Here is a 15118-nt window from a genome sequence, read left to right on the forward strand (position 1 = left end):
TATTAAAAACTGAGTTCCCCCATAGAGTCGATATCCACGCCCAACACTTACGCCGACAACTCACGTAGCGCGGCAGCCGCCAAAAAGCCAGACCTTGAGCTATATCGCTGATCTCGTCTGACCGTCTGGTCGATACGCTCAAGCAACTGCTCAGGAAGCGTGGCATTGAAGCGCACCGACTTGCCGAAATAAGGCGTGATATCGAATTCGACCACACCCCACACGCCGCCAGCGTAATCAGGGTTATCAAGATGAGCGTCAATCTCACGCACCTGCGGAAGTGGATCACCATCGGCGACCAGACCTTCGTAGTGCAAAGCCAACGCTTCTTTCACGTTTTCAAATGCCTGCGCCACAGTAGCGCCTGCGGAGAAGCATCCCGGCACGTCCGGGATAATCACTCCGTATTCTGAGTCGGCATCCTTGTGCAGAACGACCGGGAATTTCATTTCGATGACTTCTCTGTTGACAGAGATTGGACTGTAAAACAGAAACCAACACGCATACACACCATACACATCTTGCAAAGATCGCCATCAAACGGCACCCGCAAACACCTCCCCCAACCAATCCACAAACACCCGAACCCGTGGCGACATGTGTCGGTTATGCGGATACAACACCGAAACCGGCATTGATGGCGGCGGTGTGTCGGTGAGGATTTCCTGCACCAACCCTTGGCCAATCTGCGTTTCCATTCGGTAATGCGGGCACTGAATCAGCCCCAATCCGGCAATTGCCGAGGCCGCATAAATCTCCGCGCCGAACACCGACAACGCTCCCTCGATGGCCACTTCTTTCAGCTCGCCATCCACCATGAACTCGAATGGAAACAGCTTGGCCGTGGTGCGCGAAACGTAGTTCACCGCGCGGTGGTTTTTCAGGTCTTCGAGGTTTTTCGGTTCGCCGTATTTGCGCAGGTAAGCCGGGCTGGCGCAGGTGATCTGGCGCAGGTTGGCGACACGTTTACCGATTAGCGCCGAATCGCCCAAGGTGCCGGCGCGCAACACGCAATCAACGCCTTCGGCGATCAGGTCGACGAAGCGGTCGGCTTCGCTGATGGACAACTCGATGTCCGGGTAGCGCGCCATGAATTGCGGCAACGCCGGGATTACAAAATGCTTGGCCAACGTGCCATGCAGATCCACCCGTAATCGGCCTTTCGGCGCAACGCCGCGAAATGCCAGTTCGGCTTCTTCCAGTTCTGCCAACAACTGCACGCAACGCAAGTAGTACGCCTCGCCATCCAGCGTAGGACGGACCTTGCGCGTGCTGCGCTCCAGTAAACGGGTACCGAGCCAGGCTTCGAACTGATTCAGCGTATGGGTCAGGGTGGCACGCGGCAGGTTCAGGTCATCGGCCGCCAGCGTGAAGCTACTGCGCTCGTAGATCCGAACGAAAACCTTCATCGCCTTGACTTGATCCATACGGCGCTCCTGACGATCGATTGTTGGCGATTATTGAACAGTAAAGGCAACTCTCGTGCATCTATCACCCTGAGTAAACATGTGAATCTGGCTCCACACCCCAGCCACTCCAAGGAATCAACGCCATGACTACTCAAACTTCGAAAGTTGCCATCGTGACCGGCGCCTCCCGCGGCATCGGTGCCGTGATCGCCCAGCAACTGGCCAGCCAGGGTTTCGCCGTCGCCATCAACTACGCCACCAGTGCCACCGAGGCGTCGGCACTGGTGGTAAAACTGCGTCAGGCAGGTCACCGGGCCATAGCGATCAAGGCTGATGTGGCCAACGCCGACGATGTACGCCGGCTGTTCGACGAAACCGAAACCCAACTGGGCAAGGTCGACGTGCTGGTCAATAACGCCGGCATCCTCAAAGTGCTGCCGCTGGCGCAACACAGCGACGAACTGTTCGACCAGAACTTCAACATCCACGCTCGCGGCACTTTCAACACTCTGCGTGAAGCGGCAACGCGCCTGAACAGTGGTGGCCGAATCATCAACTTCTCCAGCAGCACCGTCGGCATGAACCTGCCGGGCTATGCGGTGTACATCGCCAGCAAGGCGGCAGTGGAATCCCTGACCCAAGTGTTCGCCAAGGAAATGCGCGGTCGCAACATCACCGTCAACGCCGTGGCCCCGGGCCCGGTCGCCACCGACCTGTTCCTGCACGGCAAGAGCGAAGAACAGATCCAGACCTTCGCCAAGATGCCACCGCTGGAACGCCCGGCTCAGCCAGAAGACATCTCCCGCGTCGTGTCCTTCCTGGTCGGCCCGGATTCGGCCTGGGTCAACGGGCAAATCCTGCGCGTTAACGGCGGGTTGGTTTAACTATGCTCGATGTATTGGGCTGAATCCGTAAGGCAGCACACATCTGAAGGGCGGAACGCATCATGCACACCACGATCATCATCTTCTTCGGCCTGATCCTGCTGGCACTGATGCTGTTCATCGGCGAGAAAATCGGTTTCTCCCGTCAGACCCTGGCCTACAGCTTTGTCGTGCTGTGGCTGGCGTTGACCTTGATCAACGGCGCAGTCGGAATGGTCAACGCTGGCCAACCGTTGAGCGCGGAACTGGTGGTGGGCAGCGCGGTGTTCGGCGTACCGGTGGCGGCACTGGTGCTGTTCATGGTGTTGAGCAGCGAGACCTGAGCGCCACCGGTCGATCAACGCACCAAATGCAAAAACTGCATGTGCCGTTCGTACTGGTCGAGGATGTCGTTGATCACCTGATCCTTGGTGTAACCCACCAGATCGTAGTCCTGACTGCCCTCGCGCAAATGCACTTCGGCACGGTGGTAACGACGGTTGTTGAGTTGCTTGGAACCCATGCCGCCACGGGCGAAGGACGGGGTGAAGTAGCCACGCATTTGCACCTGATAGATGAACGGATGCAGTTCGCCGTGACCGATTTCCAGGCTAACGTTGTCGTTGGCCGGATCGGGCTGAGTGACCACATGCAATCCCTTCTCGACAAACACGGCCGTCACTTCCTCAATGGCCGGGCGCACCGTTGTATCAAGGAAGCGATAAACCTCATCCCGAGACGGGAAATGCACTGCCTGACTCAAGCGCTGACGCCAACCGCCGCGCCGTGATCCAGATGCCGGTGCGAGGGAATGCAATTGCGCGATCTGCTTCTGCGACTCTAGATAAAACGCCTTGTGCAGGCCCCACATCATCAGCAGCAAAATCATCGAGAACGGTAACGACGTCAGCACCACCGCCGACTTCAATGCGTCGATGCTGCCGGAGAACAACAGCGCACTGGTCACCAGTGCCGTCATCGCGCCCCAGAACACTCGCAACCATTTCGGCCCGTCTTCATCGGGATTGCCACCCTTGGCGGACAAGGTCGACAACACCACGGTGCCGGAGTCGGCGGAGGTGACGAAGAACACGAAGCTGATGAACACCGTGACCGCGATCACGGTTTTGCTCCACGGGTAGGTCTCCAGCAGCAGGTAAAGCGTCATCGACGGGTTGTCGATGGCCGACATGCCGAGCGCGCTCATGCCGTGGTTGAGCACCTGATCGATGGCGCTGTTGCCGAAGATCGACATCCACGCCAGGGTGAAACCGAGCGGGATCAACAGCACGCCGAAGACGAATTCGCGGATGGTCCGGCCACGGGAAATCCGCGCAATGAACAGGCCCACGAACGGCGACCATGCAATCCACCAGGCCCAGTAGAACACCGTCCAGCCGCCCAGCCAGTCGCTGGGTTTGTCATAGGCGTAGAGGTCGAAACTCTTCATCGGCAAGGCACCGAGGTAATCGCCGAGGTTCTGGATAAGGGTATTGAGCAAGTGCTGGGTGGGGCCGGCGAACAACACGAACAGCAGCAGCGCACAGGCCAGCAGCATGTTGATGTCGGACATCACCCGCACGCCTTTGTCGACGCCGGACACGGCGACGATGATCGCCGCGCCCATCATCAGCGTGATAAGGCCGACCTGAATCCACTGGGTGTGGGCGATGCCAAACAGATAGTCCAGGCCCGAGTTGAGGTGCAATACGCCAAAGCCCATGTCGGCACCGAGGCCGAACACCGTGGCGATGATGCCGAAGCCGTCCACCGCGTAACCGATGGGCCCGTTGATACGCTTGCCGATCAGCGGGTACAGCGCCGAACGCAGGGCCAGCGGCAGGTTATGTCGATAGGCGAAATAGGCCAGCGCCATGCCGACGAAGGCGAACACGCCCCAGCCGTGCAGGCCCCAGTGCAGAAACAGAATCTGCATCGCCTGACGCGCCGCCTCCGCCGTACCGGCCTCGCCTTGCGGTGGTTGCACCAAATGCGTAAGTGGTTCGGACACGCAAAAGAAAAACAGCGTGATGCTGATCCCGGCGGCGAACAGCATGCCGGCCCAGGACAAGTAACTGAATTCGGGCTCGTCGTGGTCGGCACCGAGCTTGATCTTGCCGTAGCCGGACAAGGCGGTGACCACCACGAAGACCAGATACAGCGTCATCGCGAGCATGTAGTACCAGCCGACCGTATTGGCCGCCCAGTTTTGCGCTTGCAACAGCCAGGCACCGGCCTGTTCGGGGATCGCCATGACCACGACGGCGAACAACAAAATGAAGGTCGCCGCGAAATAAAACACCGGCGGATTCATGCGGACCTGGCCGCTTGCGGGGATGGACGATGCACTCACGAAAGGTGCACCTCGAGGGGGGAAAACGTGGCTGTAAAAATCGGACTCAGCAAAGGCAAGCCTCCTGTTGTGAGCGGGCGGCGAACCACCGGTTTAACTTGAATGAACGTTCAAGTTAAACATGAATAGGGTGCTAAGGACTAATCGCTGGGCTCGGCGGTAGCTCGTCTCACCCTGGCTGAAGGAAGGATTGTGGCGAGGGGGCTTGCCCCCGTTGGGCCGCGAAGCGGCCCCAAAAATCGCGACCGCCTCTATGTGGATTTAACTGGTTATCTATATTGCGGTTGCTGCGCAACCGAGCGGGAGCAAGCTCCCTCGCCACAAAAAGCGCAAAGTGTCACCTGGCTTACTTCTGCGTCCCGTCATCATGCTGCAGATTCGCCTGGGTCAGGTTGCACCCCGCTGGCACGCTGCGGGTCAGCCAGACGTTGCCACCAATCGTCGAGCCCTTGCCGATGGTGATCCGTCCCAGAATCGTCGCGCCGGCATAGATCACCACGTCGTCCTCGACGATCGGATGCCGCGGATGGCCCTTCTGCAACTGGCCGTCTTCGTCCGCCGGGAAGCGCTTGGCGCCCAACGTCACGGCCTGATATATCCGCACCCGCTCACCAATGATCGCGGTCTCGCCGATCACCACACCCGTGCCGTGGTCGATGAAGAAACTGCGACCGATCTGCGCGCCAGGGTGGATGTCGATACCGGTGGCCGAGTGGGCGATTTCCGCGCTGATCCGCGCCAGCAACGGCAACCCGGCGCGGTACAAATGGTGGGCCAGGCGATGGTGAATCACCGCCAGGATTCCCGGGTAGCACAGCAACACTTCATCGACACTGCGAGCCGCCGGATCGCCGTGATAGGCCGCCAGCACGTCGGTGTCCAACAGGCTGCGCAATTCCGGCAGAGCGAGGGCGAAGTCCTGAATGATCCGGATGGCCTTGGCTTCGACTTCAGAGTCGCCCCCGGCACTGTGACGAGCGACGTAGCGCAATTCGAGCCGCGCCTGAGCCAGCAATGCATTCAACGCCACGTCGAGTGTGTGGCCGACGTAGAAGTCCTCACTCTCCTCACGCAAATCCACCGGCCCCAGACGCATCGGAAACAACGCACCGCACAAGGCTTCGAGAATGTCCGCCATGGCCGCTCGGGACGGCAACTCGCGACCGCCCTGCTCGGTGCTGGCGCGGCCGTTTTGTGCGCGCCACTGGTCGCGCGCCGTACGCAGTTGGCTGACGATGGTCTGCAATTGCCAATGGCTGGAACGCTCGCTCACGGTAAAAACTCCTCACGGGCGGCCGGACTGTCTGGCCGCGCTGACGGCGATTACTTTACGGCAACGACTTGCAGCCGAATTAAGAACCAATAGTGCTGGGAACAATACTTTTGGCTATAAGCGATTGGCAGTTGCCCCGCTAAATACCCGTGCCTATAGTCCAGACATCTTTCTCCGCCAGTACGGACCCATGATCAAACAACAGCTTGCCCGTTTTAACCGCCTCGACCTGCTCGGTCACCCTACCCCATTGGAAAAACTCGAACGCCTGTCGACCTGGCTGGGCCGCGATGTGTACGTCAAACGCGATGACCTGACGCCATTGGCACTGGGCGGCAACAAGCTGCGCAAACTCGAATACCTCGCCGCCGATGCCCTGGCCCAGGGCGCCGATACACTGATCACCGCTGGCGCGATCCAGTCCAACCACGTGCGCCAAACCGCCGCCATTGCGGCCAAGCTTGGCCTGGGCTGCGTGGCGCTGCTGGAGAACCCGCTCGGCACTGACGATAGCAACTACCTCGGCAATGGCAATCGGCTGTTGCTGGACCTGTTCGATGCCAAAGTCGAGTTGGTGGAAAACCTCGACAACGCTGACGAGCAATTGCAAGCGCTGGCCGCACGTCTGCGCAGCAACGGCAAGAAACCCTATCTGGTGCCGATTGGTGGCTCCAATGCGGTGGGCGCTTTGGGTTATGTCCGTGCGGGTCTGGAACTGGCCGAGCAGATCAAGGACACCGGGCTGCAATTCGCCGCCGTAGTCCTGGCTTCCGGCAGTGCCGGCACCCATAGCGGCCTGGCGCTGGCATTGAGCGAAGTACTGCCGGATTTGCCAGTGATCGGCGTGACCGTTTCCCGTAGCGATGAAGCTCAACGACCGAAAGTCCAGGGCCTCGCCGAACGCACTGCCGAGCTGTTGGGCGTGGACCTGCCGGCGAGTTTCAAAGTCGAACTGTGGGACGAATATTTCGGCCCGCGTTATGGCGAGCCGAATGCCGGGACGCTGGCGGCGGTGAAGCTGTTGGCGAGCCAGGAAGGGTTGTTGCTGGACCCGGTGTATACCGGCAAGGCCATGGCCGGTTTGCTCGACGGCATCGGGCGCCAGCGCTTCGATGACGGCCCGATCATCTTCCTGCACACCGGCGGGGCGCCGGCGTTGTTTGCCTACAAAGATTTTCTGTAACCGATAGTCCTGTGGCGAGGGGGCTTGCCCCCGTTGGGTCGCGCAGCGGCCCCTTGTGTCCGGCAGTCATATCGAGTCAGCAGACATTACGACTGCTTCGCAGCCGAACGGGGGCAAGCCCCCTCGCCACAGGAATGCACCCCTCAAATATTCATTTAAAGAATAACAAACTTAATATTTATTATTTTCCAATCTAAAAATCCCATCATATAGTCGCGCCGCAGGCGAATTTGCAGCGAGACGCATAAGCTGCTTTAGGGCAGGATATCGCAGTCGTTCAAATCCCGAATTTGCCAACTTTCCTTAAGCGTCTTCCATAAGAAAACACAGGGGCTTGTCATGAATTTTTCCGCACTACGTAGAAATCTGCTGGTGGGCTCGTTGGGCCTGGCGCTGAGCGCCGGCCTGCTCGGGCAAGCGGTTGCCGGAGAGCAACTGCAAAAGATCAAGGACGCGGGCGTGATCAACGTCGGCCTGGAAGGCACTTATCCACCGTTCAGCTTCGTCGACGAGGCCGGCAAACTGAGCGGCTTCGAAGTCGAGTTCTCCGAAGCCTTGGCCAAAGAGCTGGGCGTGAAGGTCAAACTGCAGCCGACCAAATGGGAAGGCATCCTCGCGGCCCTGGAATCCAAGCGTCTGGACGCGGTGATCAACCAGGTGACCATCACCGAAGAGCGCAAGAAGAAGTACGACTTCTCCGAGCCGTACACCGTTTCCGGGATTCAGGCGCTGACCCTGACCAAAAACAAAGACACCATCAAGACCGCCGCCGATCTGGCCGGCAAGAAAGTCGGCGTAGGCCTGGGCACCAACTACGAGCAGTGGGTGAAAGAGAATGTGCCGAAGGCTGACGTCCGCACCTACGAAGATGACCCGAGCAAGTTCCAGGATCTGCGCGTCGGCCGCATCGACGCCATTCTGATCGACCGCCTGGCCGCGCTGGAATACGCCAGGAAGGCCAAGGACACTGCCGCCGCCGGCGAAGCGTTCTCCCGCCAAGAGGCCGGTATTGCCCTGCGCAAAGGCGAGCCTGAACTGCTGGCCGCGGTGAACAAAGCCATCGACAAGCTGCGTGCCGACGGTACGCTGAAAAAGCTTTCGGAAAAATACTTCAGCGCTGACGTCACTCAATAATGGGAGAAGCTTTCCAACTCGCGCTGGACTCCGCGCCCTTCCTGCTCAAGGGCGCGTATTACACGGTCATCCTGAGCCTGGGCGGAATGTTCTTCGGCCTGCTGATGGGCTTCGGCCTGGCGTTGATGCGCCTGTCGCGCTTCAAACTGGTGAGCTGGATTTCCCGCATCTACGTGTCGTTCTTTCGCGGCACGCCGTTGCTGGTGCAACTGTTCGTGATCTATTACGGCTTGCCGCAATTGGGCATCGAACTTGATCCGCTGCCGGCGGCCCTGATCGGTTTCTCGCTGAACATGGCGGCCTACGCCTGCGAAATCCTGCGTGCCGCGATCAGCTCCATCGAGCGCGGCCAATGGGAAGCTGCGGCCAGTATCGGCATGACCCGCGCGCAAACCCTGCGCCGGGCCATTCTGCCGCAAGCGATGCGCACGGCCCTGCCACCGTTGGGCAACAGCTTCATCTCGCTGGTCAAGGATACCGCGCTGGCGGCCACCATTCAGGTGCCGGAGCTGTTCCGCCAGGCACAGCTGATCACCGCCCGTACCTTCGAAATTTTCACCATGTATCTTGCCGCCGCGCTGATCTACTGGGTTCTGGCCACGGTGCTTTCGCACCTGCAGAACAAGTTGGAAGAGCGGGTCAATCGGCACGACCAGGAGTCCTGACCCAATGATTGTCGTGGAAAAACTGACAAAGCAGTTCAAGGGTCAGGTGGTGCTCAACGGCATCGATCTGCAGGTGAAGGAAGGCGAGGTAGTGGCAATCATCGGCCCCAGCGGCTCGGGCAAGACCACGTTCCTGCGTTGCCTGAATTTTCTGGAAGAACCCACCAGCGGCCGGATCAAGGTCGGCGACATCGAGATCGATGGCAGCCGCCCCCTGAACCAGCAGCAGAGCCTGGTACGACGCCTTCGCCAGCACGTGGGTTTTGTGTTCCAGAACTTCAATCTGTTCCCCCATCGCACAGCCTTGGAAAACGTCATCGAAGGGCCGATCGTGGTGAAAAAGATTCCACGAGCCGACGCCGTTGCCTTGGGTAAAAAGCTGTTGGCCAAGGTCGGCCTGGCGGGCAAGGAAGACGCTTACCCGCGACGCCTCTCCGGCGGTCAGCAACAGCGTGTGGCGATTGCCCGGGCGCTGGCGATGGAACCGGAAGTGATCCTGTTCGATGAACCGACCTCGGCGCTGGACCCGGAATTGGTGGGCGAAGTATTGGCGACCATCCGTGGCCTGGCTGAAGAGAAACGCACCATGGTGATCGTCACCCACGAGATGGGGTTTGCTCGGGACGTGGCCAACCGTGTGGTGTTTTTCGACAAGGGTGTGATTGTCGAACAGGGCGAAGCCAAGGCGCTCTTTGCCAACCCGAAAGAAGAACGGACGAAGCAGTTTCTAAGCAAGTTCCTGAACAACGCCTAGTTCAATTCCCACTAAAAACCGTCAACTTCCATGGATGGAAGTGGCACTTTCTCCGACTTATAAAATCCTGCATTCGCCTTCTACAACCGCCTTGATCAACTCCAATCGTAGATAACTTCCCACCCTCCCATGCGGTACATATATATGTCCTGCAATAGATTCACCTCGCTTAAAATCCATAAAAATCCTCGCCACCTACAGTCAATGGGTTGCTGCCTCCAAGGCATACACACCCCCAAATACCGGACTGAATTCGACAGGACAATGGGGTTTATTAACTACACCGTGTAGGAGATTTCTGAATAACCCAAGAACCAACCTTTAATCGACAAACACTATTGACACCTATTCGAACCCACTCTTATCTAGTCTCCAACAAGCGACTTTCATCAAACTCGATCACTCTTCAAATACACAAAAAGTGAATCGTTTTGTTGCCTGGTAATTCACGCCTTTCGATCTTTCAGAAACGGACTTCGCGGTAAGGCTTCAAGGAGAGAACCCCATGACAAGCACTTCGAACAAACCCGAACTTGCAGCCCCGACCCTGGCGCAAACTCACAAGGCCGGCATCAGCATCACCTCGGCCGCTCATCTTATGATCGACGTGCCGACTTATCCCGGCATGGACGAAGGCGACCTGATCGAGCTGTTCTGGAACAACTGCTACGTGGCCTCCAGCGTGTTGGGGACTGACCATGGCGGCAAAGCGGTGAGCCTGCGGGTGCCGGAAAGCTTCATTGCCAACGGTTCTGCTCGCGTCCATTACAAGGTCATGCAGATCGGGCAAGGGCCAGCGATATCACCGGCGGCGCACGTCCAGATCAAACTCGATTGCCCGGGCGGCCTGCCCTCGCCCCTTTGCGATGAGGAAAACCAGAGCCTGGCGCCGGTGTTCATCCCCGAGACCATTCGCCGTCAGGGGGTCAATCCGAACCAGGTCAAGCGCGGTGTGCCATTGACCATCGAACCGTATCTGAATATGGCCACCGACGACGAAATCACCCTGCGCTGGGGCGATGTGCGCATGGACCTGCCCAAACTCAAGGCCGACGATGTGGGTCAGCCGATTCACGTCTGGGTGCCGCCGGCAATCATTCTCGAAGCCGGCGAAGACCTTCGACTGGAAGTGACCTACTGCATCCTCGACCGGGTGGGTAACAACTCGCGCTGGGCACCGGCCCGCACGCTGAAGATCGGCTGTGCCAATCCTTACCTGAAAGTGCCGCCCAAAGAAGTGCTCAAAGCTGCTGAGCCTCGAAAGAAGTGAAGCGCCTGTAGTGCACGATATGAGGGCTTTTTGTGGCGAGGGAGCTTGCTCCCTCGCCACAGGGCTCGACCGTCCTGGCGATGCCACCCTTCTATGCATATTCCTAAAAGTTAGTTCATTAATTATTTATACGCGTTTAGGGTATATACACCGGACCACCGGACATTCGTGTTTTTCGTTCGCCGCAACACCTGCGGCGTTTTCATGAGATGTGAGGTAGGTATGGTCCGGAACACAATCACCCCAGTGCAAATCGCCAGGGCATTGCGTGCAGCCAAGGAGCGGCACTGATGTCCAGTCTGGCAGATGCAATCATCCAGAGTGATCTGGACATCGCCCCGTTGTTGTTGCCCGCGCAGGTCTTGCGCAACGACGCACAAGCCATCAAGGCTGCCCAAGAGCTGGCGCAAGTCGCCCGCCTGCACGCCGCCAAACGTGACCAGCAGCGCAAGTTGCCCTGGTCGGAAATCGAACAGTTCACCCGCAGCGGCCTGGGCAGCATTGCCATCCCGCGTGAGTACGGCGGCCCACAGGTTTCATTCGTCACCGTTGCCGAAGTCTTCGCGATCATTTCCGCAGCCGACCCGGCCTTGGGGCAGATCCCGCAGAACCAGTTCGGGATTCTCAACCTGATACTGGGCAGTGCCACCGAGTCGCAGAAAAAGCAGCTGTTCAAAAGCGTGCTCGAAGGCTGGCGGATCGGTAACGCAGGCCCTGAGCGCGGTACCAAAAATACCCTGGAGCTCAAGGCGCGAATCACCGCCGACGGCGATGGCTTCGTCATCAACGGGCAGAAGTTCTACTCCACCGGCGCATTGTTCGCCCATTGGGTGGCCGTCAAGGCGCTGAACGACGACGGCAAGCAAGTGCTGGCCTTCGTTCGGCGCGGCACGCCGGGCTTGCGCATCGTTGATGACTGGTCAGGTTTCGGCCAGCGCACCACCGCCAGCGGCACCATTTTGCTCAACAACGTGCGGGTCGACGCCGAGCTGGTGGTGGACAACTGGAGGATCAACGACAGCCCGAACACTCAGGGCGCCGTGTCGCAACTGATTCAAGCAGCCATCGACGCCGGCATCGCCCGGGGCGCAATCGATGACGCCATCGAATTCGTGAAAACCCGTGCCCGGCCCTGGATCGACGCCAAGGTCGAACGGGCCAGCGACGACCTCTACGTGATCGCCGATATCGGCAAGCTGAAAATCGAACTGCACGCCGCCGAAGCGCTGCTGCGCAAGGCCGGGCAAGTGCTCGATCAGGTCAACGCCGCGCCGCTCACCACCGAGTCCGCGGCCCGCGCCTCGATTGCCGTGGCCGAGGCCAAAGTGCTGACCACCGAGATCTCGCTGCCGGCCAGCGAAAAACTCTTCGAACTGGCCGGCAGCCGCGCCACCCTCGCCGAATTCAACCTCGACCGCCACTGGCGCAATGCCCGGGTGCACACGCTGCACGACCCGGTGCGCTGGAAGTATCACGCGGTTGGCGCTTATCACTTGAACGGCACGTTGCCGGCTCGCCACTCCTGGATTTAACGACCAGATCGCTGGAGAAACACATGTCTCTTTCTCGAAACGTCGCGGTCATTACCAGCGATGAGCAAGCCCTGATCGTCGCCGGTGACCTGGCCGACGACTTCAAACGCGACAGCGCCCTGCGCGACCGCGAACGTCGTTTGCCGCACCCGGAACTGGAAGTGTTTTCCCGTTCGGGCCTTTGGGGCATCAGCGTGCCAAAGGAATACGGCGGCGCCGGGGTTTCCAACGTCACCCTGGCCAAAGTGATCGCGTTGATCGCCCAGGCTGACGGCTCCCTGGGGCAGATCCCGCAGAACCATTTCTACGCCCTCGAAGTGCTCCGTGTGAACGGCAGCCATGAGCAGAAAAAGCGCCTGTACGCCGAAGTGCTGGCCGGCCAGCGTTTCGGCAATGCACTGGCGGAACTGGGCACCAAAACCGCCCATGACCGCGTCACCCGCCTGACCCGCGACGGTGACGGCTATCGCATCAACGGCCGCAAGTTCTACGCCACCGGCGCCATTTACGCCCAGCGCATCCCCACCTCAGTAGTGGATGAAAACGGCGTGCAGCAGCTGGCCTTCGTCCCGCACAACAGCAAAGGCCTGACGGTCATCGACGACTGGAGCGGCTTCGGCCAGCGCACCACCGGCAGCGGTTCGGTGGTGTTCGAAGATGTCTACGTTGCCGCCGAGGACGTGATTCCATTTCAAAGCGCGTTCGAACGCCCGACCACTGTCGGTCCATTGGCGCAGATTCTCCACGCCGCGATCGATACCGGCATTGCCCGCGCAGCCTACGAAGATGCACTGCATTTCGTGCGGACCAAAACCCGGCCATGGATCGACGCCACGCATGAAACAGCCACCGAAGACCCGCTGACCATCATGAGTTTCGGCCACTTGAGTATTCGTCTGCACGCCACCGAAGCCTTGCTGGAGCGCTCCGGCGAATTCCTCGACCGGGCCCAGGCCGACACCAATGCCGAGACTGTCGCCGCAGCGTCGATTGCGGTTGCCGAAGCCCGGGCCATCAGCACCGAAATCTCGCTCGCCGCCGGCAGCACGCTGTTCGAACTCGCCGGCAGCCAGGCAACCCTGATCGAACACGGCCTGGATCGCCACTGGCGCAACGCCCGGGTTCATACGCTGCATGACCCGGTGCGCTGGAAGTATCACGCGGTGGGCAATTACTACCTAAACGATGAAAACCCTCCGTTGCGGGGGACGATCTGATGGCCGACGCCAAAAAGAAGATCCTGCTCAACGCGTTCAACATGAACTGCATCGGGCACATCAACCATGGCCTGTGGACCCATCCACGGGACACGTCCACCCAGTACAAGACTATCGAGTACTGGACCGAACTGGCACAGCTGCTGGAGCGCGGACTGTTCGACGGTCTGTTCATCGCCGACATCGTCGGCGTGTACGACGTCTACCAGAACTCGGTCGACGTGCCGCTCAAAGAGTCGATCCAGTTGCCGGTCAACGACCCGCTGCTGCTGGTCTCGGCCATGGCCGCGGTCACCAGGAACCTCGGCTTCGGCCTGACCGCCAACCTGACCTACGAGCCGCCGTATCTGTTCGCCCGACGCCTGTCGACCCTCGATCATCTGAGTCGTGGGCGGGTCGGCTGGAACATCGTCACCGGCTATCTGGACAGTGCTGCCAAGGCCATGGGCCTCAGTGAACAGGTGGAACACGATCGACGCTACGACCAGGCCGACGAATACCTGCAAGTGCTCTACAAACTCTGGGAAGGCAGCTGGGAAAACGGCGCGGTGCTCAACGACCGCGAGCAACGGATCTACGCCCAGCCAGACAAAGTGCACAAGGTCGAGCACAAGGGCGAGTTCTATCAGGTCGAGGGATATCACCTCTGCGAGCCGTCGCCGCAACGCACGCCAGTGCTGTTCCAGGCCGGCAGCTCGGATCGCGGCCTGCTGTTCGCCGGTCGGCATGCCGAGTGCGTGTTCATCAGCGGCCAGAACAAACCGGCGACCCGGGTTCAAGTGGACAAGGTTCGCGCCAGTGCCGTCGAGGCCGGGCGCAATCCTTGGGACATCAAGGTGTTCATGGGCTTGAACGTGATCGTCGGCGCCACCGAAGAACTGGCGTGGGCCAAGCATGCCGAGTACCTGAGCTACGCCAGCGCCGAGGCCGGCGTGGCGCACTTTTCGGCGTCCACCGGGATCGATTTTTCCGAGTGCGAACTCGACGAACCGATCCAGTACGTGAAGAGCAACGCCATCCAGTCCGCCACCAAGAGCCTGCAAAACAACGACTGGACCCGCCGCAAATTGCTGGAACAACACGCCCTCGGAGGCCGCTACATCACCGTGGTCGGCTCACCTGAGCAAGTGGCCGATGAGCTGGAATCGTGGATCGCCGAAACCGGCCTGGACGGTTTCAACCTGACACGGATCGTCACCCCGGAAAGCTATGTGGATTTCATTGAGCTGGTGATTCCGGAATTGCAGCGCAGGGGCTCGTACAAGACTGCTTACGACGACGGCAGCCTGCGGGAAAAACTGTTTCAGCGTGACGCGTATTTGCCTGAGCAACACACGGGCTCCCACTACCGACACTAAAACCTGTGGCGAGGGAGCTTGTCGGAACGCCGCATCGCCCCGCTCGACTGCGCAGCAGTCGCAAAACCTGCTGGCGAGTTTCAACTGACTGAACTCATTGAATGGCT

At 59.5% G+C, this 15118-nt stretch carries 14 protein-coding genes; 10 read left to right on the forward strand and 4 right to left on the reverse strand.

Annotated features, from left to right (window positions below):
- Positions 1–47 precede the first annotated feature (47 nt).
- Both ACCC96_RS13600 and ACCC96_RS13605 read right to left on the reverse strand, forming a co-directional pair.
- A complete protein-coding gene (locus tag ACCC96_RS13600) occupies positions 48–449 on the reverse strand; it encodes a type II toxin-antitoxin system HicB family antitoxin (RefSeq protein WP_007903104.1) in 402 nt (133 codons plus the stop codon).
- An 87-nt stretch (positions 450–536) separates the two neighbouring features.
- Complete coding sequence (locus tag ACCC96_RS13605) at positions 537–1427, reverse strand: LysR family transcriptional regulator (RefSeq protein ID WP_413696078.1); 891 nt, start codon at positions 1425–1427, stop codon at positions 537–539.
- Positions 1428–1552: 125 nt separating this feature from the next.
- Between ACCC96_RS13605 and ACCC96_RS13610 the strand changes: the two genes are divergently transcribed.
- Entirely contained in the window at positions 1553–2293 is a 741-nt protein-coding gene (locus ACCC96_RS13610; protein WP_413696079.1) for an SDR family oxidoreductase, read from the forward strand.
- A 62-nt stretch (positions 2294–2355) separates the two neighbouring features.
- Entirely contained in the window at positions 2356–2616 is a 261-nt protein-coding gene (locus tag ACCC96_RS13615) for a hypothetical protein (RefSeq protein ID WP_018929330.1), read from the forward strand.
- A gap of 14 nt (positions 2617–2630) precedes the next feature.
- On the opposite strand, the gene betT is transcribed toward ACCC96_RS13615, so the two are convergent.
- Both betT and epsC read right to left on the reverse strand, forming a co-directional pair.
- Complete coding sequence (gene betT / locus ACCC96_RS13620) at positions 2631–4586, reverse strand: choline transporter BetT (protein ID WP_019651516.1); 1956 nt, start codon at positions 4584–4586, stop codon at positions 2631–2633.
- 385 nt (positions 4587–4971) lie between these two features.
- Positions 4972–5898, reverse strand: a complete 927-nt coding sequence (gene epsC, locus ACCC96_RS13625; protein ID WP_007939563.1) for a serine O-acetyltransferase EpsC — start codon at positions 5896–5898, stop codon at positions 4972–4974.
- A 190-nt stretch (positions 5899–6088) separates the two neighbouring features.
- On the opposite strand from epsC, the gene ACCC96_RS13630 reads away from it, so the two are divergent.
- The 8 genes from ACCC96_RS13630 (at position 6089) to ACCC96_RS13665 (ending at position 15011) form a co-directional block, all read left to right on the forward strand.
- A complete protein-coding gene (locus ACCC96_RS13630) occupies positions 6089–7081 on the forward strand; it encodes a D-cysteine desulfhydrase (RefSeq protein ID WP_258671943.1) in 993 nt (330 codons plus the stop codon).
- Between the two features lie 339 nt (positions 7082–7420).
- Entirely contained in the window at positions 7421–8215 is a 795-nt protein-coding gene (tcyJ, locus tag ACCC96_RS13635; protein ID WP_019581730.1) for a cystine ABC transporter substrate-binding protein, read from the forward strand.
- Complete coding sequence (tcyL, locus tag ACCC96_RS13640; protein ID WP_007939566.1) at positions 8215–8880, forward strand: cystine ABC transporter permease; 666 nt, start codon at positions 8215–8217, stop codon at positions 8878–8880. The genes tcyJ and tcyL overlap by 1 nt, the downstream gene beginning before the upstream one ends.
- Before the next feature lie 4 nt (positions 8881–8884).
- Complete coding sequence (gene tcyN / locus ACCC96_RS13645; RefSeq protein ID WP_007939567.1) at positions 8885–9634, forward strand: L-cystine ABC transporter ATP-binding protein TcyN; 750 nt, start codon at positions 8885–8887, stop codon at positions 9632–9634.
- 505 nt (positions 9635–10139) lie between these two features.
- A complete protein-coding gene (locus ACCC96_RS13650) occupies positions 10140–10904 on the forward strand; it encodes a hypothetical protein (RefSeq protein ID WP_413696080.1) in 765 nt (254 codons plus the stop codon).
- Between the two features lie 290 nt (positions 10905–11194).
- A complete protein-coding gene (locus tag ACCC96_RS13655) occupies positions 11195–12436 on the forward strand; it encodes an SfnB family sulfur acquisition oxidoreductase (protein ID WP_413696081.1) in 1242 nt (413 codons plus the stop codon).
- 23 nt (positions 12437–12459) lie between these two features.
- Positions 12460–13653, forward strand: a complete 1194-nt coding sequence (locus ACCC96_RS13660; protein WP_413696082.1) for an SfnB family sulfur acquisition oxidoreductase — start codon at positions 12460–12462, stop codon at positions 13651–13653.
- Entirely contained in the window at positions 13653–15011 is a 1359-nt protein-coding gene (locus ACCC96_RS13665; RefSeq protein WP_413696083.1) for an LLM class flavin-dependent oxidoreductase, read from the forward strand. The genes ACCC96_RS13660 and ACCC96_RS13665 overlap by 1 nt, the downstream gene beginning before the upstream one ends.
- Positions 15012–15118 lie beyond the last annotated feature (107 nt).

The sequence above is a fragment of the Pseudomonas sp. Pseusp11 genome, from assembly GCF_047304405.1.
GTDB lineage: Bacteria > Pseudomonadota > Gammaproteobacteria > Pseudomonadales > Pseudomonadaceae > Aquipseudomonas.